This window comes from Microcella sp. (assembly GCF_040286215.1).
Classification (GTDB): Bacteria; Actinomycetota; Actinomycetes; order Actinomycetales; family Microbacteriaceae; genus Microcella.
The window spans coordinates 51713-72831 of sequence record NZ_JAVKCK010000014.1 but is presented as its reverse complement, the minus strand read 5'-3'; the positions used below and the strand labels follow the sequence as shown (position 1 = coordinate 72831).

Here is a 21119-nt window from a genome sequence, read left to right as displayed (position 1 = left end):
GCGAGCGGCGCGCCGCTGAGGCCGCCCTCCCCCGCAGCGGCCACCAGCTCCGGACTGGATAGCAACCCCGAGCGTCCGATGGTCGTGTTCGTCGCGATGATGCCCGCAAGCCCCACCCGCACGGCGAGGCCTGCAACCTCGTCGATCGCCTCATCGTCGAGATCGGGCGCGATCTTCACGAGCACCGGCGTCGAGCCGGCCTCCTCGAGCACGCACCGCAGGAGCGGCTCGAGTCGGTCGCGATCCTGCAGGCCGCGCAGGCCGGGCGTGTTCGGCGAGCTCACGTTGACCGCGAGGTAGTCGGCGACGGGGGCGAGAAGACGGGCAGAGGCGCGGTAGTCGTCGAGCGCGTCCTCGACCGCGACCGCTCGGCTCTTGCCGAGGTTCGCGCCGATGATGGGCCGTCGCGACCGCGACCGCTCGCGGCGAAGGCGCTCCACGGCCCGCGCGGCTCCCTGATTGTTGAACCCCATGCGGTTCACGACAGCGCGGTCCTCGACCAGGCGAAAGAGACGCGGGCGCGGATTGCCGACCTGAGGTATCGCCGTGACGGTGCCGATCTCGATGTGGTCGAAGCCGAGAGCATAGAGACCTCGGATGCTCCGCGCATCCTTGTCGAAGCCCGCGGCCATGCCGAAGGGCGAGGCGAAACGCACCCCGAGCGCATCGACCGCCAGGGTGGGGTCGGGGCGCGTCGCCCTGCGCACGAGGCGCGTGAGGCCGAGGCGCGGAATCGCCCGGATGGCCGCCACGGCGAGCCCGTGCGCCCGCTCGGGGTCGAGCCGCGCGAGCACCCCGCGGAACAGCAGATCGTAGAGCGTCACGCGCTCAGGCCTCCGCGGCGCGCGCGGCATCCTCGCGCCGCAGGCGCGTGATGGCCTCCTCGAAGTCGTCGAGGTTCTCGAAGGCCTGGTAGACGCTCGCGAAGCGCAGATAGGCGACCTCGTCGAGCTCGCGCAGCGAGGGCAGGATGGCCAGACCGATGTCGTTGGCATCGAGCTGGGAGGCGCCCGTCGCGCGCAGTGTCTCCTCCACACGCTGCGCGAGCAGCGCGAGGTCGGCATCGGTGACGGGCCGACCCTGGCAGGCCTTGCGCACGCCCGTGACGATCTTCTCTCTCGAGAAGGGCTCGGCGATGCCGCTGCGCTTCGTGACGGTGAGGCTCGCGGTCTCGGTCGTGCTGAACCGCTTGCCGCACTCGGGGCACTGCCGACGGCGACGGATCGCCAAACCGTCGTCGCTCGTGCGCGAGTCGATGACACGGGTGTCGGAGTGCCGGCAGAAGGGGCAGTGCATGGTGCCTTCAGCCTAGTGGAGCCCCTGGAGACACCGGCGGATCACCGAGGCCGTGCTGTCAGCGCTGCTGCCACCTCAGCGCCGCTGTCACCTCAGCGCTGCTCGGGGAATCGCGCGCGCACGGCATCGCCGTGAGCGGGAAGCTGCTCCGCCGCGCTCAGCTGCAGCACGTGTTCCGCGACCTCGGCAAGGGCGTCACGCGAGTACTCCACGATCTGCTGCGGGCGGAGGAACGTCGACGCGCTCAACCCGGACGAGAAGCGCGCGTGCCCTCCCGTCGGCAGCACGTGGTTGGACCCTGCCACGTAGTCGCCGAGGCTCACCGGCGTGTTGTCGCCGACGAAAATGGCTCCCGCGTTCGTCAGCAGGGGCAGGATGCTCGCCGCGTCCCGCACGTGAACCTCGAGGTGCTCGGGCGCGTAGACGTTGCTGAAGGCGGCGGCCTGCGCGAGGTCGTCGACGAGCACGATCGCCGACTGGGGACCGTCGAGAGCGGTCGCGACGCGCTCGCGGTGGTGGGTCGCGGCGACGGCATCGGGCAGCGCCCGCAGCACGGCATCCGCGAGCGACGCGTCGTCGGTCACGAGAACGCTGCCGGCCAGCTCGTCGTGCTCCGCCTGACTGATGAGGTCGGCCACGACGAGTGCGGGCGAGGCGCTGCCATCCGCGATGATGAGGATCTCCGTCGGGCCGGCCTCCGAGTCGATGCCGACGACGCCCTGGACGGCGCGCTTGGCTGTAGCGACGAACAGATTGCCGGGGCCGGTGATGACCTGCACGGGCTCGAGGCCGAGCCCCGGCACTCCGTAGGCAAGAGCCGCGACGGCCCCCGCCCCGCCCATGGCATAGACCTCGTCGACGCCGAGCAAAGCCGCGGCAGCGAGGATCGTCGGGTGCACGGAGCCGCCGAACGCCGACTGCGGGGGCGAGGCGAGCGCGATCGAGGGAACCCCGGCGACCTGTGCTGCCACGACGTTCATGACGACGCTCGAGGGGTAGACCGCTTTGCCGCCCGGCACGTAGAGCCCGACACGATCGACGGGCTGCCAGCGCTGCACGACGCGCGCACCGGGGGCCAGCTCGGTGACGCGCTGCTCGGGCACCTGCGCCGCCGACGCCGCGCGCACCCGCTCGATCGCGATCTCGAGCGCGCGCCGGATACCGGCGTCGAGGGACTCGAGGGCGCGCGAGAGAGAAGCAGTCGGCACGCGCACCGACTGCGGTCGCACACCGTCGAACCGCTCCGCCTGCTCGAGCAGGGCATCCTCACCGCGCTCGCGCACCTCCGCGATGATCGCGGCCACCGCGTCCACGGCAGAACCCACGTCGCTCGACGACCGCGGAACAATGGTCAGCAGTTCGGCTGTCGAGAGCTCGCGTCCACGGAGGTCAAGGGTCGTCATCATGGCGCCCTCATGCTATCCGGCGACGAACGGGGAATACCTCGGAGCCGGCATGGTTGAGTGGTGTGTGATGACTGAGACGACCGACACTGCCGACAGCACGGGCTTCGACGCCTTCGCCCAGGCCTTCCGGCGCCATGCGGCCGGCGTCGCCGCGATCACCGCTCTCGATACGGGCGGGCGCCCGGTCGGGTTCACCGCGACCTCTCTCGCCTCCCTCGCGGCCGCTCCCCCGCTCGCGACCTTCAACATGGCGCGCATCGCGAGCTCCTGGCCGGCGATCGAGGAGACCGACCACGTCATCATCCACATGCTGGGTGCACGCAATCGTGACCTCGCCCAGAAGCTCGCCGCCGACCACGACGAACGGTTCGTCGGCGACCACTGGGCTCCCGGCCCGCTGGGTCTTCCCCTTCTGCACGATGTCACGGCATGGATGCTCGGCCGCATTGTGGCACGCGTGCCCGTGGAGGCCAACGCGATGATCGCGGTGCAGATTCTCGAAGGCGCGCTCGGAGACCCCGACGCCGCCCTGCTCTACCACGAGCGCTCCTACCGCACGCCGGGCAAACCCGCCTAGCGTCGGGGACTCGCGGGCTGCGGACGCGCGGGCTCAGGCGAGAGCGCGAGGGCCGAGCAGGCTCTTCACCTCGCCGAAGAAGCCGGCGCTCGGATCGACGCGATGCGGAAGCTCGAACAAGCGCGCCGTGTCGTCGCGCAGCAGACGCAGGCGCACCTCCGTGCCTCCTCGGTGACGGCCGAGCACCGAGTCGAGCTCGCTCAGCACATCCACGGTGGCCCGCGCCTCCCGCAGAGTGAGCACGAGCGGGCCCGTGTCGGTGGGAAGGCCGAGATCGGGCAGCTGCAGCGAGTTCGCGTGCAGAGAAACGCCGTCGTCGCGATGATTCACCCGGCCACGGATCACGACGATGGTGTCAGAGGCCAGCCGCGCCCCGAACTCTTGGTGCGTCTTACCGAGGAACATCACCGAGACGTCGCCGCCGAAGTCTTCGACCACGACGGTCGCATACGGATTGCCCGACTGCCGGGCCACCTTGTGCTGCACGCTCGTGATGAGGCCCGCGACCGTCACCTGCTCACCATCCGCAGGAGGACTCTCGTGCAACTCGGCGATGCTCGTGCCCGCGAGACGCGCGAGCTGCTGCTCAAGCCCCGCGAGCGGATGGTCCGAGACGTAGAGACCGAGCATCTCGCGCTCAAACGCCAGCTTGTCCTTCTTCGCCCACTCGGGCCGGTCGGGGACCTGGTCGGAGGACTGCTCGGCCTCATCGAACAGCGAGTCGAAGTCGAAGCCGATATCGCCCGCCTCCTCGGCGCGCTTCTCCTTCACAGCGGCCTCGACGGCGCCTTCGTGGATCTCCACGAGGGCCCGGCGACTCGACCCGAGCGAGTCGAACGCCCCGGCCTTGATGAGAGACTCGATCGCGCGCTTGTTCGCTACCGGGCCTGGCACCTTCTTGAGGAAGTCATAGAACCCCGTGAAGCGCCCCTTGTCCTCCCGGGCACGGCGGATGCCGTCCACGACGTTGTGACCGACGTTGCGCACGGCGCCGAGTCCGAACCGGATGTCGTCGTCGACGGCCGCGAAGAACCCGATCGACTCGTTGACGTCGGGCGGCAGCACGGTGATGCCCATGCGACGGCACTCGTTGAGGTAGATCGCGAGCTTGTCGCGCGAGTCGCCCACGCTCGTCAGCAGGGCGGCCATGTACTCGGCCGGATAGTGCGCCTTGAGGTACGCCGTCCAGTAGGAGACCACGCCGTAGGCGGCCGAGTGCGCCTTGTTGAAGGCGTAGTCGGAGAACGGCACGAGAATCTCCCACAGGGTCTTCGTCGCCTCCGCCGAGTACCCGTTGGCGGCCATGCCTGCTTCGAAGCCCTCATACTGCTTGTCGAGCTCAGACTTCTTCTTCTTCCCCATCGCGCGACGTAGCAGGTCAGCCTGCGCGAGCGTGTAGCCCGCGAGCTTCTGCGCGATCGCCATGACCTGCTCCTGGTACACGATCAGGCCGTAGGTGGTGCCGAGCACCTCCTCGAGGGGCTCGGCGAGCTCCGGGTGGATCGGCGTGATGGGCTGCCGGCCCCTCTTCCGCAGTGCGTAGTTGGTGTGGGAGTCGGCACCCATGGGGCCGGGCCGGTAGAGAGCGAGAACGGCGGAGATGTCCTCGAAGTTGTCGGGCCTCATCTGCCGCAGCAGCGATCGCATCGGTCCGCCATCGAGCTGGAAGACCCCCAGGGTGTCGCCCCTGGCGAGCAGATCGTAGGCGCCCGGATCGTCGAGAGTGAGGTCCTCCAGCACGATGCGCTCGCCCCGGTTGCTCTCGATGTTGTCGAGAGCGTCGTCGATGATGGTGAGGTTGCGCAGCCCCAGGAAGTCCATCTTGATGAGCCCGAGCGACTCGCACGCCGGGTAGTCGAACTGCGTGACGATCTGGCCATCCTGCTCGCGCTTCATGATGGGGATGATGTCGATGAGCGGCTCGCTCGACATGATCACGCCCGCGGCATGGACGCCCCACTGGCGCTTGAGGTTCTCGAGGCCGAGCGCCGTGTCGAAGACGCGGCGCGCATCGGGATCGGTCTCGATGACGGCGCGGAAGTCGTTCGCCTCCTTGTAGCGCTCGTCGTTCTTGTCGAAGATTCCCGAGAGGGGCATGTCCTTGCCCATGACGCTCGGTGGCATGGCCTTGGTCAGCTTCTCCCCCATACCGAAGGGGAACCCGAGCACTCGAGAGGAGTCCTTGAGCGCCTGCTTGGCCTTGATCGTGCCGTAGGTGACGATCTGCGCGACCCGCTCGTCGCCGTACTTCTGGGTGACGTAGCGGATGACCTCGCCGCGACGGCGATCGTCGAAATCGACGTCGAAGTCGGGCATCGAGACGCGGTCGGGGTTCAGGAAGCGCTCGAACAGCAGGCCGTGCTGGAGGGGGTCGAGGTCGGTGATGCGCAGGGCGTACGCCGCCATCGAGCCGGCTCCGGATCCGCGCCCGGGGCCGACGCGGATGCCGTTCTCCTTCGACCACGTGATGAAGTCGGCGACGACGAGGAAGTACCCGGCGAAGCCCATCTGCGCGATGACCCCGATCTCGTAGTCGGCGCGCGCCCTCACCTCGTCGGGGATGCCGCGCGGATACCGCTGCGCGAGCCCGGCGTCGACCTCTTTCACGAACCAGGAGTCCTCCGTCTCGCCTTCCGGTACGGGGAATCGCGGCATGTAGTTGGCCGACGTATCGAACGCGGTATCGACGCGCTCCGCGATGAGAAGCGTGTTGTCGCAGGATTCCGGATGATCGCGGAACAGCTCCCTCATCTGCGCGGGCGTCTTGAGGTAGAAATCGTCGGCGTCGAACTTGAACCGTGCGGGGTCGTCGAGCGTGCTGCCCGACTGCACGCACAGCAGCGCGGCGTGCGAGGCGGCATCGCCCGCGTGCGTGTAGTGCAGATCGTTGGTGGCCACGAGCGGCAGCCCGAGCTCGGTCGCGAGCCTGATGAGGTCGCCCATGACGCGGCGCTCGATCCCGAGACCGTGATCCATGATCTCGACGAAGTAGTTCTCCGGGCCGAAGATGTCGCGGAACTCCGCGGCGGCCGCCACGGCCGCGTCGTACTGGCCGAGCCGCAAGCGGGTCTGCACCTCGCTGCTGGGGCAGCCGGTCGTCGCGATGACTCCCCTGCTGTATCGGCTCAGGAGGTCGCGATCCATGCGCGGCTTGAAGTAGTACCCCTCGATCGACGCGAGGGATGACATGCGGAAGAGGTTGTGCATGCCCTCGGTGGTCTCCGCGAGGAGCGTGATGTGCGTGTAGGCGCCGGCGCCGGAGACGTCGTCCTCTCCTCCTGCGCCCCAGCGCACCCTGGTCTTGTCGGTGCGATGCGTTCCGGGCGTGAGGTAGGCCTCGGTGCCGATGATCGGCTTCACTCCCGCCTCGGTCGCGGTGCGCCAGAAGTCGAACGCGCCGAACATGTTGCCGTGGTCGGTGACGGCGAGGGCAGGCATTCCCTGCTGCGCCGCCTCGGTGACGAGAGGCGCCACTCGGGCTGCGCCGTCCAGCATCGAGTACTCGCTGTGCACATGGAGGTGGACGAACGAGTCGGCTCGAGAGGTCACGGCGTCCTTGCGGTCGAGGCGGGTCGGCGGACCTTCAGTCTAGATCGGCGGAGCACCGACGCGGGCTGCCTCGGAAGGCGCGTCACGACTCCCGCACGACATCGAGCGCGTGCTGGAGGTCGTCGGGATAGTGGGAGCGAAAGGAGACAGCGTCGCCGCTTCCGGGATGCGCGAAGCCGAGCCTCATCGCGTGCAGCCATTGCCGGCTCAGGCCGAGCCGCTCGCTCAGCACCGGGTCGGCTCCGTACATCGCGTCGCCCACGCAGGGGTGTCGCTGGGCGGCCATGTGCACGCGGATCTGGTGGGTGCGCCCGGTCTCGAGGTGCACCTCGAGCAGCGAGGCGGCTCGATAGGCCTCGAGGGTGTCGTAGTGCGTGACCGAGGGCTTGCCGCCCGCGACGACCGCGAACTTCCAGGCTGAACCGGGGTGCCGCCCGATCGGCGCATCGATTGTGCCCGAGAGGGGGTCGGGGTGACCCTGGACGACCGCGTGGTAGACCTTGTCGACCTGACGATCGTGGAAGGCCTTCTTGAGCTCGCGGTAGGCGCGCTCAGACCGTGCCACGACCATGAGGCCGCTCGTTCCCGCGTCGAGCCGGTGGACGATCCCGGCGCGCTCCGCTGGACCGGAGGACGCGAGAGTGTAGCCCGCAGCGGCGAGGGCGCCGAGCACGGTGGGACCGGTCCATCCCACCGAGGGGTGGGCCGCGACGCCGACCGGCTTATCGATGACGATGATGTCCTCATCGACATGGACGATGCGGAGATCGGCGACCTCGCGCGGCTCGACCACCGGTGCCCGTCGGGGCTCCCAGCTGACCTCGAGCCACGCACCCTCGGTGAGCCGGTCGGACTTGGCCGCGACGCGGCCGTCGATGAGCGCACCGCCCGCCTCGATGATCTCGGCGGCCTGCGAGCGGGAGAAGCCGAGCAGTGTGGCGAGCGCCACGTCGACGCGCTCCCCGACCCGGCCGTCGGGAACAGGAAAGGAGCGCGACTCGGTCACCGTCGCGCTCCTCTACCGGTACTGACTGCGGGGCAAGGGCTCCTGTCGCTCAGGATCCGTAGCCAGGGAACTGGCCGGGAGGAGGCGACTGCGGCGCGGGCTGCGAGGGCGCCGAGCCGGGGAATTGGCCATAGGAGGGCTGCGGGCCAGAGTCGCCGAATCCGGGTGCGGAGCCGACCGCGGCAGAGGAGGCCATTGCGGGCGAGGCGGGCTGAGGCGCGGGCGCCTGCGACGCAGAGGCGGGCTGCTGACTCGAGCCCTCAAGCTCCTTCAGCTGCGACTGGATGTATGAGCGCAACTGCGCTCGATACTCGCGTTCGAAGACGCGGAGCTCTTCGACGCGCTGCTCGAGCGCGACGCGCTCCTGCTCGAGAGCCTGCAATTGGCTCGCCTGTGCAGTCTGCGCCTCGCTCACGATACGCACGGCTTCGGCCTGGCCCTCGGCGATGATCTCGTCGCGCTTCTTCATGCCGTCGCGCACGTGCTCCTCGTGAAGGCGTCGGGCGAGCTGCAGCAGGTTGTTCGTGTTCTCCGACTCGTCCGGCGAGGCAGAGGGTGCACTGGGAAGCGGAGCGGGAGCGGCCGCCGGAGCAGGAGCCGGCGCGGGCGTCGCGGCGGGCGCCTCGACGGCGACCTGCGCGGCGCCGCCGCGCTGCAGCTCGGCGATCCGCGCGTCGGCGGCGACAAGCCGCTGGCGCAGCTCATCGTTCTCCTGCGTCAGCCGGCGAAGCTCGACCACGATCTCGTCGAGAAAGTCGTCCACCTCGTCCTGGTCATAGCCCTCGCGGAACTTGGTGGACTGGAAGCGCTTGTTGACGACGTCTTCGGGCGTGAGTGCCATGTGCGTCACCTCGGTACTTTCTGGAGCGAGTGGATAACGATGGGGTAACGCTAGCAACATGTCGCCACATGCGTCACATCCGCGCCATCAGACTACAGCCGCGCGCCGGGTCTGTCAGTGCGTACTCAGCGAGCACTCACGAGCGACATGAGGATGAGCAGCACGATCAGCACGATCGTCCAGGCCAGATCAAGTCGAATGCTGCCGAGCTGGAGTGGGGGTATGACCCGTCGCACCAGTCGAATGGGAGGATCCGTGATCGTGTAGACGAGCTCCGCGAGGATGACGACGGCGCCCTGCGGGCGCCAGCCGCGGTTGAGCGCCTGAATCCAGTCGAGCACGAACCGCCCCCACATCGCGATGAACACGATGAGCAGCGCGATGTAGATGACGTTCAGAATCACGGAGAAGACGATCGGCACAGTGCTCAGTCTCTCAGGTCACACTGGGCGTTCCCGACGCCACCACCGCTGGCGGCAGTGCTCAATCGCGGGTGAGGAACGACGCGTCCACCTCGGGCTCGACGTCGGCGGCGTCGCCGCTCACGGCGACGTGCGCGGGTGACAGGAGGAACACCTTGCTCGTCACGCGCTCGATGCGACCGTAGAGGCCGAGGGAGAGACCGCTGGCGAAGTCGATGAGGCGCCGAGCATCCGGCTCACTCATCTGGGTGAGGTTCATGATGACGGGGATGCCCTCGCGGAAGCTCTCCGCGATCGCCTCGGCGTCGTTGAAGCGCCGCGGGTGAACGGTGAGGATCTCGTTCATGTCGGGCGAAGGAGCCGAGCCGCGGGTCGCGGAGGGTCGGCGCAGCGGAGTCACGGGGGCGCGCTGCCCGGTGCCGGACCCTGCAGAGGCGGCGGGCGCCGCCGGTGCGTGCGCGGCAGCGCTCTGCTCGTACTCGACCTCTTCGTCGGCGAGGCCCAGGTAGACCATGGTCTTGCGCAGCGGGTTGCTCATCAGTCGTCCTTACGTCGTGACGCCTCCGAGATTAACGGTCGGCAGGTCGGTTTCCGGTGATTGCCGTACCGATGCGCAGGTGTGTCGCGCCCTCGGCGATGGCCTCGGCGAAGTCGCCCGACATGCCGGCCGAGATCTCCCCGGCCTCGGGAGCGATGCCGCGCACGACATCCGAGTGCTCCCGCAGGCGCGCGAAGGCGCGCCGTGGTTCCTCATCGCGCGGTGCCACGGCCATGACTCCGCGGAGCGCGAGACGAGGAGAGGCCAGCACGCGCTCGGCGAGACCGGGGAGCGCAGCCGGATCGGCCCCGCCGCGCCCGGGGTCGTCGGTCAAGTTGACCTCGAGGAAGACCCCCACGGTGGTCTCCGCGCGATCGAGGGCGCGCAGCAACGACGATCGGTCCAGCGAGTGGACGACACGGCAGTACTGCGTCACGGCGCGCGCCTTGTTCGACTGCAGCTGCCCCACGAAGTGCCACTCGAGGGGCAGGTCGGCCAGTTCCCGAGCCTTCGGCTCGGCATCCTGATGACGGTTCTCCCCGATATGCCGCACCCCCAGGGAGTGCAGCTGGCGCACGAGGGATGCGGGCTGGAACTTCGTCACAACGATGAGCGAGAGCTCGTCGCTCGAGCGACTAGCCGCGCGCGCCGCGTCGTCGATGAGGGCGGCGACGCTCTCGTAGCGTTCGCGCAGTGCGGCATCGACCTCCACGACTCAGCGCAGGAAGTCGGGGACGTCGAGATCGCCGTCGTCGTCGCCCTCGAGCGCGCCGATCGGTGCGGTCGCCCCCAGCTCGGTGTCGTCGGCCCACGCCCGGCCTTCGAGCGCTGACTCTGCGGTGCCGAGGGATGCCGCTACAGGTTCGCCCTCACTCGCGGCGACGAAGCTGCTGCGGCGGTCGCGCGTGATCGCGCTCGGCTCTCCCCCGTCGAATCCGGCCGCGATCACGGTGACGCGCACCTCGTCTCCGAGAGTGTCGTCGATGACCGCGCCGAAAATGATGTTCGCCTCGGGGTGCACAGCCTCCTGAACGAGCTTGGCCGCGTCGTTGATCTCGAAGATGCCCAGGTTCGATCCTCCCTGGATCGACAGGAGCACTCCATGCGCCCCGTCGATGCTCGCCTCGAGGAGCGGGGAGGCGACGGCCAGCTCCGCGGCCTTGATGGCGCGGTCCGCACCACGACTGGAACCGATGCCCATGAGCGCCGAGCCCGCCCCCTGCATGACGCTCTTGACGTCTGCGAAGTCGAGGTTGATGAGCCCGGGCGTCGTGATGAGGTCGGTGATGCCCTGCACGCCCGCGAGCAGCACCTGATCGGCAGTGGCGAATGCCTCGAGCATCGAGATGCCGCGGTCGGAGATCTCGAGCAACCGATCGTTCGGTACGACGATGAGCGTGTCGACCTCGTTCTTGAGCGAGAGCACGCCGTCCTCGGCCTGGGCCTGACGGCGCTTGCCCTCGAAGGCGAACGGCTTGGTGACGACGCCGATCGTGAGCGCGCCGATCGACTTGGCGATGCGAGCCACGACGGGCGCCCCGCCCGTGCCGGTGCCGCCTCCCTCGCCCGCCGTCACGAACACCATGTCGGCTCCGGCGAGGGCCTCCTCGATCTCTTCGGCGTGGTCCTCGGTCGCTCGACGCCCGACCTCAGGGTCGGCTCCCGCCCCGAGACCGCGCGTGAGCTCGCGCCCCACGTCGAGCTTGACGTCGGCATCGCTCATGAGCAGCGCCTGGGCATCGGTGTTGATGGCGATGAACTCGACGCCCCTCAGTCCCAGCTCGATCATGCGGTTCACGGCATTGACGCCGCCGCCGCCGATGCCGACGACCTTGATGACGGCGAGGTAGTTCTGGTTCGTGGTCACGTCGTGGCCTTCCGCGGTCAACCTTCACCTTCAACTTGAAGGCTAAAGTTATGCTCAGTATGTACTGCTGACTCGAACGGTAGGCCTGTCGGGGGCTCCGCGGCATGAGGCCGTCCGCGTGTCGCGAATCCCCCGGCCTCCGCGCGGGCGTCGGTCACCCCGCGCGCCGCACGACGAGGCTGTCGGGAGCCGAGACGTCGTACACCCAGCTCACCGACTGGTCGGTCGTCGCAAGCGCCGCGGCCAGCACGCGGGCCTTGAACGCCGACCGTTCCGCACTGCCCCAGACCACGGAGTGGTCAGCTCCGCCGAGGGTGAACCGCACGTCGTCCCGGGTCGTCGCGCTGATCGTCGCCACCGAGGCACGCAGCTCGCGCGGGAGGGACAGCAGCACGTCGGCGATTCCCCGGAATGCGGGATCATCGGCGCTCGCCGCTCCGACGCGGAGGATCGGGATGTCCGGCGGCGGCCCCTCGACGGTCTCGACGACGACACCCGCCGCGTCCACCACCTCGAACCCGCTCGCCGTCGGAAGAGCACCGATCGGCGTCCGCTCCACGATGCGCACGATCAGGGTGCCCGGGGGCACGATCTCGGTGGAGAAGGAGCGGATGAGGGCGAACGGCTCGAGGTCACCGCGGATCTGCTCATCCGTCACGAGGGCGAGCGGCGTGCCTCTGCGATCCTCGAGGGCGCCCGCGACCTCCTCAGGATCGAGGCGCTCAACGCCGACGACGCGGATGCTCGTCAGCGACAGGAGTGGAGAGACCGAGAGAGCCGCCGCACCGCCGACAAGCGTCAGCAGGGTGCCGAGCGCGATCGCCGCGATGAGTCGACGCCGACGGGACTGCCGAGTGAACCGTCGCACCTCCGCACGCTCGGCGCGACGACGCTCACGGGCGGCCTGGCGTTCCCGGCGCCGTGCCGACGCCGTCGAGGTGCCCGCATCCGCCGTGCGCAGCGCCGCGGACGCCGCGCGACCGCGCGAGGGGCGCTCGCGCGGCGTGCGACGGGCATCCCGCGTGCGACGCTCCTTCGGCGGGGGGGTCGTCTGCGGCGGAGCTCCGCGGAAGCCCTCCGGCCGCTTCATCCCGACGTACCGAGCGTCGCCTCGTCAGGCTCCGCCGCGCCCTCGATCGCCGCGCGCAGCTGGGGGATGATGCGGTACACATCCCCGCAGCTGAGAGTCATGACGATGTCACCCGGGCGGGCGATCTGCGCGACGCGCTGGGCCGCCGCATCCCACTCCGGTCGGTAGTCGACTCGCCCGGCGTCGCCGAAGGCGTCGGCCACGAGTGCACCGGTGACCCCGGGGATCGGATCCTCCCGTGCACCGAAGACGTCGAGCACGACCGTGTGGTCGGCGCCCGCCTCGTAGACCGCCGCGAACTCGCTCGCCATCGCCTGGGTGCGGCTATAGAGGTGCGGCTGGTGGACCGCGATCACGCGGCCCGTGCCCGCGACCGAGCGAGCAGTCTGCAGAGCGGCGACGACCTCGGTCGGGTGGTGCGCATAGTCGTCGTACAAGCGCACTCCGGCGGCATCGCCGTGCGACTCGAACCGCCGCTGGGTGCCGGCGAAGCCATCGAGGGCCGCGACCGCCTCACGCGGCTCGAACCCGAGATCGACGAGAACGGCGACCACTCCCGCCGCGTTGAGCGCATTGTGACGGCCGGGCACGGCGAGAGATCCGGTCCACTCGACTCCGTCGATGCTCAGGACGAAGCTGATCGGCCCTTCCTCGCTCATCGAGGCGAGTCGAACACGCGCGGCGGCGCTCTCACCGAACGTCGTGAGCGAGGCCGACGGCAGGGCGCCCGCCACGCGGCGGGTGCGTTCGTCGTCGGCCGAGAGGACGACGCGCTCCGCGCACGCACGGGCGAAGTCGAGGAAGGCCTGCTCGATCGCCGCCTCGCTGCCGTAGTGGTCGAGGTGGTCGGTATCGATATTGGTGATCAGGCCGATCGCCGTCTCGAACAAGAGGAAGGAGCCGTCGGACTCATCCACCTCCACGACGAAGAGCTCGCCGCTGCCCCATGCCGCACTCGTGGCGGCGTCGTGGATGACGGCGCCGTTGACGAAACTCGGATCGGCGCCGAGTCTGCGCAGAGCCGTGACGAGCATCGCCGTCGACGTGGACTTGCCGTGCGCTCCCGCGACCGCGATCAGACGCTGCCCGCGCACGAGCCAGGCGAGCGCCTGTGCGCGGTGCAGCACCGGGATGCCCCGCCGCAGGGCCTCCTGGTACTCGGGGTTGTCGAGCCACAGGGCTCCTGTCACGACGAGCGCCTCGGCATCGCCGACATGGCGTGCATCGTGCCCGATCTCGACGGGGATACCGCGCTCGCGCAGGGCGTCCACCGCGGCGGACTCCGCTCGGTCCGAGCCCGTCACGGCATGACCCCGATCGTGGAACATGCGGGCGATGCCGCTCATCCCCGAGCCGCCGATGCCGACGAAATGCAGGCGTCCCAGAGTCTCGGGAAGCGGCTGGGAGAGGTCAGGCTTGATCATCGGTCAACACCTTACGCCGCGTGCGCGGCCAGGGTCTCCCGCACGAGCCGCAGCAGCTCCCCTGCACCGTCGCGGTGCCCGACGCTCCGCGCGGCCGCCGCCATTCCAGCGATGACGTCAGTCCGTTCCAGGAGCGGCACGAGCTCGCGGGCGACCCACTCCGGAGTGAACTCGGCGTCCTTCACCAGGCGCGCGCCGGAGACGCGCACGAGATCGCGGGCGTTGAGTTCCTGCTCGCCGTTCCCGACCGGGTAGGGCACGAGCACGGCCGGCAGACCCACCGCCGCGAGCTCCGACACCGTCGCCGCTCCGGCACGGCACACGGCGAGATCCGCGATCGCGAAGGCGAGCTCCATCCGATCGCAGTACGGCTGCACGGCGAGGCCCGGCAGAGCCGCGGCTCCGTCTCCACGCCCCTCCCCCGTGATGTGCAGAACCTGCCAGCCCGCACCCAGCACGCGCGGCGTCGACGCCGCCATCGTCTCGTTCAGCCGACGCGCGCCCGTCGAACCGCCCGTCACGAGAAGCGTCGGGCGATCGGCACGGAGCCCGAAATGGTCGGCCGCCGTCGCGCGCGCAGCGCGCCGATCCAGTTCGACGATCTCGCGTCGCAGAGGCATGCCCACGATCCGCGCGCCGCGCAGAGGGGTGCCGGCGAACACGACGCCGACGGCGCCGCCGAGCAGCCGCCCCCATCGATTGGCGAAGCCCGGGCGACTGTTCGCCTCGTGCACGATGAACGGCAGACCCTCGCGCCGTGCCGCCCAATAAGCGGGCGCCGCGGCATAGCCACCGAACCCCACCACCACGTCGACGCGTCTCTCGCGCAACGCCGCGCGCGTGACGCGCACGGCCTGCCGGAATCGCGCCGGGAACCGCAGTGCCGACCTCCCCAGGCGACGCGGGAGCGGTACGCGGGGAATCGTGATGAGCTCGTAGCCACGGGCAGGGACGAGTCGGGCCTCGAGGCCTTCGGCCGTCCCGAGCACGAGAAGCTCGGCATCGGGCTCCTCCCTCCGCCAGTGGTCGGCGAGGGCAAGCAGGGGATTCACATGGCCGGCTGTGCCCCCGCCGGCGAGGAGGGCCGTCGTCATGCCGCCCGTGCTTCGCTGGCTTCGGCTGTGCGTGCGAGCGACAGCACGACTCCGATCGCCAGCAGCGAGGCGATGAGGGCCGAGCCGCCCACAGAGATGAGCGGCAGCGGAACGCCGAGCACGGGGAGGAGGCCCAGCACGACGGCGACGTTCACGAAGGCCTGCCCGACGATCCAGATCAGCACGCCCCCTGTCACGATGCGCGAGAAGGGATCGCGGTGGAAGCGGATGAGGCGCACGAGCCCGATGGCGAGCACCACGAAGAGCAGCAGCACGACCCCGGCGCCGACGAGGCCGAGTTCCTCGCCGATGACGGCGAAGATGAAGTCGCTCTCGGCGTGCGGCAACCACGACCACTTCGCCGCCGAGTTGCCGAGCCCCACACCGAAGACCCCTCCCGAGCCGAGCGCCCACGTGCCGTGCACCACTTGCCAGCACGAGCCCTCGTAGTCCTCGGGGCGGCAGCCGTTGAGCCACACATCGATGCGGCTCGACCGCGACGAGCTCGACAGCGCGAAGAGCACGCCGCCGACGGCGACGACACCCGCCATCGCCGCCAGCCGGCGCAGCGGCGCACCCGCGTAGAAGAGCGACCCGAGCACGATGGCGATCATGATGGATGCCGTACCGAGGTCTTGACCGAGCAGCACCATGCCGATCGCCACGAGCGAGACCGGCACTGCGGGAATGATGAGGCTCTTCCAGTCGGTGAACGCGTCTGCGCGGTCCGCGAGCACCGTGCCGAGCCACACGATGAGGGCGAGCTTGAGGAACTCGGAGGGCTGCGCGGTGAAGCCGCCGATCGAGATCCAGTTCTGGTTGCCGCCGTAGTCGTACCCGAGCCCCGTGAAGACGAGCAGCTGCAGGCCGAGCCCGACCATGACCGCCGTGCGCGCCCAGCGCCGCCAGAATCGCGCAGGAAAGCGCGCGATCGACAGCATGACGGGGATCGCGACGAGAGCGTACAGGCCCTGCCGAAGGAAGATCGCGAAGAAGTCGCCGTCGTTGCTCTGCGAGGAGATGATCGAGGAGGACGACAGCACCATGACGAGCCCGAACAGCACCAGGAAGACGGTCGTGCCCAGCACGATCATGTAGTCGGAGCTGTCGGAGCCGAACAGCGTGCGCACCGAGACGATGGCGCGAGCGGGGCTGCGCGCCGGCTGCGGGTCGGCGTCGCGTCCCGGTCGAGACGGTCGCAGTGTCGTCACGAGCTCCACCCCTCCCGCGGTGCGGTGTTCGGCCCGCTCAGGAGCCGAGGGCCGTCACGGCGGCCGCGAAACGGCGGCCGCGATCGGCGTAGTCGACGAACTGGTCCATGGATGCCGCGGCAGGGGCGAGCAGAACGGTGTCGTCGGCCTGAGCCGCCGACGCCGCCAGAGCCACCGCTGCGGGCATCACTCGCTCAGTGTCGTGCTCCTCGACCTCGAACACCGGCACTGCGGGCGCGTGTCGCGCAAACGCCTCGCGCAGAGCATCCCGATCGTGGCCGATGAGAACCGCCGCCCGCAGCCGGTCGCGATGCTCGACAACGAGCGGGGCGAGGTCGACGCCCTTGAGAATCCCGCCGACGATCCAGACCACCGACCGGTAGGCGCTCAGTGAGGCGGAGGCTGCGTGCGCGTTGGTCGCCTTCGAGTCGTCGATCCAGAGCACCTCGTCGATCTCGGCCACGCGCTCGGTGCGATGGGAGTCGACCCGAAAGGCACGCAAGCCGTCGCGCACGGCGGCCGGAGGTGCGCCCGCCGCGCGAGCCAGCGCCGCGGCGGCGAGGGCGTTCGCAAGGCCGTGTGGGGTCGCGAGTCCCGCCTCGCGCAGGTCGACCAGCGTCGCGAGCTCGAGCGCGGTCGTCGCCCGCTCCTCGAGGAACGCGCGATCGACCAGCACGTCGTCGACGATCCCGACATCGCTCGGCCCCGGGGTGTCGGCGCCGAAGCCGATCGCCCGACAGCCCTCGATAACGTCGGCCTGCTCGACCATGCGCCTCGTGGCGGCGTCGGCGAGGTTGTACACGCACGCCACCCGGGTGTTCGCGTAGACCTTGGCCTTGGCGGCGGCGTACGCCTCCGGGCTGCCGTGCCAGTCCAGATGGTCGTCGGCGAGATTGAGGCAGGCGCTCGCCAGAGGATGCACGGCGCCGAGCCCCGTCGTGGGCAGCGAGTGCAACTGGAAGCTGGACAGCTCGACCACGAGCACGTCGAAGCCGGCGGGGTCGCGCACCGCGTCCAGCACGGGTGTGCCGATGTTGCCGCACGGCGCGACGCGCGTGCCGGCTGCGAGCAGCATCGTCGCCGCGAGCTGGGTCGTGGTGGTCTTGCCGTTGGTACCCGTGATGGTGATCCACTCGGCCGCGCGCACCTTGTCGCGCACGCGCCAGGCCAGTTCGACATCGCCCCACAGTTCCGCGCCGGCGCGACGGGCGGCGAGCACGAGAGGATGCTCCGGAGCAAGGCCGGGTGAGACGATCACGAGCTCGGGGCGACGGTCGATCAGCGCCTGCACCGCGGCCTCCCGGTCGGGCTCCACCACGAGCTCGACCCCGATGACCGGCAGGATGCGCGCCCGTTCCTCGTCGGCGTCTCGCGTCAGAACCGTCACCGCGCACCCCAGCTCGGCGAGCGTGTCGGCGGCAGCGAAGCCCGACACCCCGAGACCGAGCACGATCGCGCGCACGCCTGACCAATCGTCGTGCCAGCTGCTGAGCTCCGAGACCCTCGCACCCACTACTGGCTGACCCACTCGAGGTAGAAGAGTCCCACTCCCACGGCCACGAAGAGGCCGCCGATGAGCCAGAACCGCACCACGACCGTGACCTCTGCCCAACCCTTGAGCTCGAAGTGGTGGTGGAGGGGGCTCATAAGGAAGATGCGCTTGCCGCCGGTGAGCTTGAAGTAGACGCGCTGCACGATGACGGAGCCCGTCACGATGAGGAACAGGCCGCCGATGAGGATGAGGAGCAGTTCAGTGCGCGTGAGGATCGCGAGCGCGGCTATGGCTCCTCCGAGCGCGAGGGAGCCCGTGTCCCCCATAAAGATGTGCGCGGGCGAGGTGTTCCACCACAGGAAGCCGATGAGGCTTGCGGCGATCGACGCTGCGACGATCGCGAGGTCGAGCGAATCGCGCACCTCGTAGCACCGATCCGCGACGGACGGATCGGGGCCGTTGAAGCAGGACTGGTTGAACTGCCAGAAGGCGATGAAGATGTACGCGGCGATCGACAGGATCGAGGCTCCCGTGGCGAGACCGTCAAGACCGTCGGCGACGTTCACGGCGTTGGACGTGCTCACGACGATGAGATTGACCCAGACGGCGAAGAGGATGACCGCCGCGACAGAGCCGAAGACGGCGAAGTCGAGCCATTCGATGTCGCGCACCGCGGAGATCATGGTGGACGCGGGCGTCTGGCCGTCGGCGTTGGGGAACGACAGGGCGAGGACGGCGAAGACGCTCGCAACCACCACCTGCCCGGCAACCTTCGCCCAGCCTCCGAGGCCGAGACTGCGCTGCTTGCGCGCCTTGGTGAAGTCGTCGAGGAAGCCGACGAGACCGAGCCCGACCATGAGGAACAGCACGAGCAGCGCACTGAGCGTGATGCGCTCGCCACTGAGCAGGTGACCCACGAAATAGCCGAGCACGGCTCCGAGGATGACGACGATGCCGCCCATGGTGGGGGTGCCGCGCTTGGTGTGGTGCGACTGGGGGCCGTCGTCGCGGATGAACTGACCCCACTCGAGCTTGTTGAACAAGCGGATGAACAGTGGCGTCATGAAGAGGGTGAAGGCGAGGGAGAAGGCTCCGGCCAGCATCAGGGCGATCATGCGGCGCCGCCCGTCAAGCGATGTACGAGCGATGCGAGCGGGGTTCGGGAGGCTCCCGTCACGAGCATCACATCCTCTTCATCGACCCGAGTACGCAGCACATCGTATGCCTCGTCGACCGAGTCGACGAGGATCGACTCTCCATTCCACGAACCTTCCAGCCCTGCGGCATTGTGCACATGACGGGCGCCGTTGCCCACCACGATCAGCTGGCTGATGTCGAGCCGCACGATGATGCGGCCGAGAGCATCGTGATCGTCGAACCAGTCGGCGGCGGGGGTCTCCAGCTCGCCGATGACGGCGAGCGAACGGCCCGCACCCCGCGTCAGCTCGGCGAGCACCGAGAGAGAGCGTCGCACGTCGAGCGGAGTGGACGCGCCGGTGTCGTCGAGGAGGAGTGCGCCGCTCACGGTCGACTTGCGCTCGCACCGCCCGGGCACCTCGGCCTGCTCCGCCGCCCGCGCGAGTGCCGCCGACCACGGCCGCCCCTCGGCCAGCTCGCGGTGCAGCAGCGCGACTGCGGCCTCGACGGCGATGTCGCCGAGCGCAGCGATCGCGATCTGGCCGCTCTCCTCGGCACTCCTGACGTGGATGACCGTGCCGTCGCGATGGGGCACGACGTCATCGACGACGACGGCGGATTCCACGGACTACCAGCCCGCCTCGCGCAGGGCCGCGCGCGCTTCGTCGCGCGCCGAGTACTCGGTGCGCACTCCCCGGATCTCCCGGTAGTCCTGGTGACCGGGACCAGCCCACAGAATCGAGTCGCCCTCGCGCGCGAGGCCTACGGCGTGGCGGATCGCCTGCTCAGGCGGGCTGATCTCGTGGATCTCCGGTTGAGAGACCGCGGCCCTGGCCCCTTCCAGCAGCGCGCGGCGAATCGCCACCGGGTCCTCGAACCGCGGGTGGTGATCCGTGATGACGAGCACGTCGCACCCTTCGGCCGCGACGCGGGCCATCTCATGGCGCTTGGTGGCATCCCGGTCGCCGTCCGCGCCGAAGACCATGATCGTCCGCCCCGTGGTGAACCGGCGGACTGCCGCGAGCGTGTTCTCGAACGCGTCGGCGCTGTGGCCGAAGTCGACGTAGACGCTGGGGCCACGGTCACCCGACACGCGCTCGGTCCGCCCGGGCAGGTAGGCGTCGATGCCCCGCTCCCCCACAGCGCGTGCGATGTCGTCGAGCGCGTACCCGGCCTCGACGAGCATGACGATGACGAGACCGGCGTTGGCGGCCATGTGACTGCCGATGAGCGGGATGCTCGACTGCAGCGACCGCCCATCCGAGTGGCTCACGCGAAAGCCGGTGTACGCGGCGTCCTCCTCCGTTACCACGAGGTGCCAATCGGCCTCCACGCCGGCGCGCGACGTGATCGTCGTGACGGGGATTCCGGCGTCGGCCACCACACGGGCCCCGTAGTCGGAATCGAGCGAGACGACTCCTCGCCGCCCCCGCTCCGCCGTGAAGAGCGGCAGCTTGGCCGCGTAGTACTCCTCCATGTCCGCGTAGTCGTCGAGGTGGTCATGGCTGAGATTCGTGAACCCCACGACGTCGAAGAGCACGCCATCGACGCGGTGACGACTGAGCGCCTGAGCACTGACCTCGACGGCGACGGCACGCACACCCGCCTCCGCCATCCGCGCGAGGAGGGCGTGGAACTCGGTGGCCTCCGGCGTGGTCAGACGGCTGACGACGGTGAGGCCGGCGATGTGCCTCTCCGCGGTGGAACTCAGGCCGGTGACGACGCCGAGCTGACGCAGCACCGCCTCGAGGAGGTACACCGAAGACGTTTTGCCGTTCGTGCCCGTGATGCCGAACAGCTGCCCCTCGAACTCGGCGGTGCGGTATACCCAGGAGGCGAGCGCACCGAGCCGGCCCCGCGGGTCGTCGACGATGAGCACGGGGAGCCCCGATCCCTCGGCCAGTGCCGCGCCCTCGGCATCGGTGACGAGCGCGACGGCACCCGCCGCGCGCGCCTGCGCGGCGTAGGCAGCCCCGTGGGCATGAGCGCCGCGCACTCCCACGTAGACGTCGCCGGGCTGCAGGTCGTGAGTGCTCAGGGTGATGCCCGTGATCGCGATGTCGCCGAGGGCCCCGCGGCTGTCCAGCTGGAAGTGAGCCGCGAGTTCGGAGAGCTCGCGCACCGGTGGGTGCTCCGGCCGCAGAACGGGTGGAGTACGACCGGACAACG

The 21119-nt window shown here is 69.5% G+C and carries 19 protein-coding genes; 1 reads left to right on the top strand and 18 read right to left on the bottom strand.

Features of this window, described 5'->3' with window-relative positions; all coding sequences use genetic code 11:
• The 3 genes from RJQ01_RS07615 to hisD form a co-directional block, all read right to left on the bottom strand.
• On the bottom strand, positions 1–824 hold an 824-nt coding region (locus RJQ01_RS07615; protein ID WP_350476142.1), incomplete at its 3' end, for a quinone-dependent dihydroorotate dehydrogenase.
• 4 nt (positions 825–828) lie between these two features.
• Positions 829–1296: a transcriptional regulator NrdR gene (nrdR, locus tag RJQ01_RS07610; protein WP_350476141.1), complete on the bottom strand. Its 468-nt coding sequence runs from the start codon at positions 1294–1296 to the stop codon at positions 829–831.
• Positions 1297–1388: 92 nt separating this feature from the next.
• A complete protein-coding gene (gene hisD, locus RJQ01_RS07605; protein WP_350476140.1) occupies positions 1389–2702 on the bottom strand; it encodes a histidinol dehydrogenase in 1314 nt (437 codons plus the stop codon).
• A gap of 67 nt (positions 2703–2769) precedes the next feature.
• Here hisD and RJQ01_RS07600 point away from each other — a divergent pair, with 67 nt between their 5' ends.
• Complete coding sequence (locus RJQ01_RS07600) at positions 2770–3279, top strand: flavin reductase family protein (protein WP_350476139.1); 510 nt, start codon at positions 2770–2772, stop codon at positions 3277–3279.
• Positions 3280–3312: 33 nt separating this feature from the next.
• Here the strand turns inward: RJQ01_RS07600 and dnaE are convergent, their stop codons facing one another.
• From dnaE to RJQ01_RS07525, 15 genes are all read right to left on the bottom strand, one after another.
• Entirely contained in the window at positions 3313–6828 is a 3516-nt protein-coding gene (dnaE, locus tag RJQ01_RS07595; RefSeq protein ID WP_350476138.1) for a DNA polymerase III subunit alpha, read from the bottom strand.
• An 82-nt stretch (positions 6829–6910) separates the two neighbouring features.
• Positions 6911–7834 carry an RluA family pseudouridine synthase gene (locus RJQ01_RS07590; RefSeq protein WP_350476137.1) on the bottom strand — a complete coding sequence of 308 codons (924 nt, stop codon included), beginning with the start codon at positions 7832–7834 and terminating at the stop codon, positions 6911–6913.
• Between the two features lie 49 nt (positions 7835–7883).
• Positions 7884–8675, bottom strand: a complete 792-nt coding sequence (locus RJQ01_RS07585; protein ID WP_350476136.1) for a DivIVA domain-containing protein — start codon at positions 8673–8675, stop codon at positions 7884–7886.
• 125 nt (positions 8676–8800) lie between these two features.
• On the bottom strand, positions 8801–9097 hold the full coding sequence (locus RJQ01_RS07580) for a YggT family protein (protein ID WP_350476135.1): 297 nt from the start codon (positions 9095–9097) through the stop codon (positions 8801–8803).
• Positions 9098–9158: 61 nt separating this feature from the next.
• The gene (locus RJQ01_RS07575) at positions 9159–9635 is read right to left on the bottom strand and encodes a cell division protein SepF (RefSeq protein WP_350476134.1); all 477 of its coding nucleotides are present in this window, start codon (positions 9633–9635) and stop codon (positions 9159–9161) included.
• Positions 9636–9666: 31 nt separating this feature from the next.
• Positions 9667–10347: a YggS family pyridoxal phosphate-dependent enzyme gene (locus RJQ01_RS07570; RefSeq protein WP_350476133.1), complete on the bottom strand. Its 681-nt coding sequence runs from the start codon at positions 10345–10347 to the stop codon at positions 9667–9669.
• Between the two features lie 3 nt (positions 10348–10350).
• Positions 10351–11502 carry a cell division protein FtsZ gene (gene ftsZ / locus RJQ01_RS07565; protein WP_350476131.1) on the bottom strand — a complete coding sequence of 384 codons (1152 nt, stop codon included), beginning with the start codon at positions 11500–11502 and terminating at the stop codon, positions 10351–10353.
• A gap of 154 nt (positions 11503–11656) precedes the next feature.
• Complete coding sequence (locus RJQ01_RS07560; protein WP_350476130.1) at positions 11657–12592, bottom strand: FtsQ-type POTRA domain-containing protein; 936 nt, start codon at positions 12590–12592, stop codon at positions 11657–11659.
• Complete coding sequence (gene murC / locus RJQ01_RS07555; protein ID WP_350476129.1) at positions 12589–14016, bottom strand: UDP-N-acetylmuramate--L-alanine ligase; 1428 nt, start codon at positions 14014–14016, stop codon at positions 12589–12591. The genes RJQ01_RS07560 and murC overlap by 4 nt, the downstream gene beginning before the upstream one ends.
• Before the next feature lie 11 nt (positions 14017–14027).
• The gene (locus tag RJQ01_RS07550; protein WP_350476128.1) at positions 14028–15110 is read right to left on the bottom strand and encodes a UDP-N-acetylglucosamine--N-acetylmuramyl-(pentapeptide) pyrophosphoryl-undecaprenol N-acetylglucosamine transferase; all 1083 of its coding nucleotides are present in this window, start codon (positions 15108–15110) and stop codon (positions 14028–14030) included.
• Positions 15107–16321 carry a putative lipid II flippase FtsW gene (ftsW, locus tag RJQ01_RS07545; RefSeq protein ID WP_350476127.1) on the bottom strand — a complete coding sequence of 405 codons (1215 nt, stop codon included), beginning with the start codon at positions 16319–16321 and terminating at the stop codon, positions 15107–15109. The genes RJQ01_RS07550 and ftsW overlap by 4 nt, the downstream gene beginning before the upstream one ends.
• Positions 16322–16358: 37 nt before the next feature.
• The gene (gene murD / locus RJQ01_RS07540) at positions 16359–17834 is read right to left on the bottom strand and encodes a UDP-N-acetylmuramoyl-L-alanine--D-glutamate ligase (protein ID WP_350476126.1); all 1476 of its coding nucleotides are present in this window, start codon (positions 17832–17834) and stop codon (positions 16359–16361) included.
• Positions 17834–18928, bottom strand: coding sequence for a phospho-N-acetylmuramoyl-pentapeptide-transferase (gene mraY, locus RJQ01_RS07535; protein ID WP_350476125.1), 1095 nt, complete (start codon positions 18926–18928; stop codon positions 17834–17836). The genes murD and mraY overlap by 1 nt, the downstream gene beginning before the upstream one ends.
• Entirely contained in the window at positions 18925–19575 is a 651-nt protein-coding gene (locus RJQ01_RS07530) for a glutamate ligase domain-containing protein (RefSeq protein WP_350476124.1), read from the bottom strand. Before RJQ01_RS07530 ends, mraY begins: the two co-directional genes overlap by 4 nt.
• A gap of 3 nt (positions 19576–19578) precedes the next feature.
• Positions 19579–21117 carry a UDP-N-acetylmuramyl-tripeptide synthetase gene (locus RJQ01_RS07525; protein WP_350476123.1) on the bottom strand — a complete coding sequence of 513 codons (1539 nt, stop codon included), beginning with the start codon at positions 21115–21117 and terminating at the stop codon, positions 19579–19581.
• Between the last annotated feature and the right edge of the window lie 2 nt (positions 21118–21119).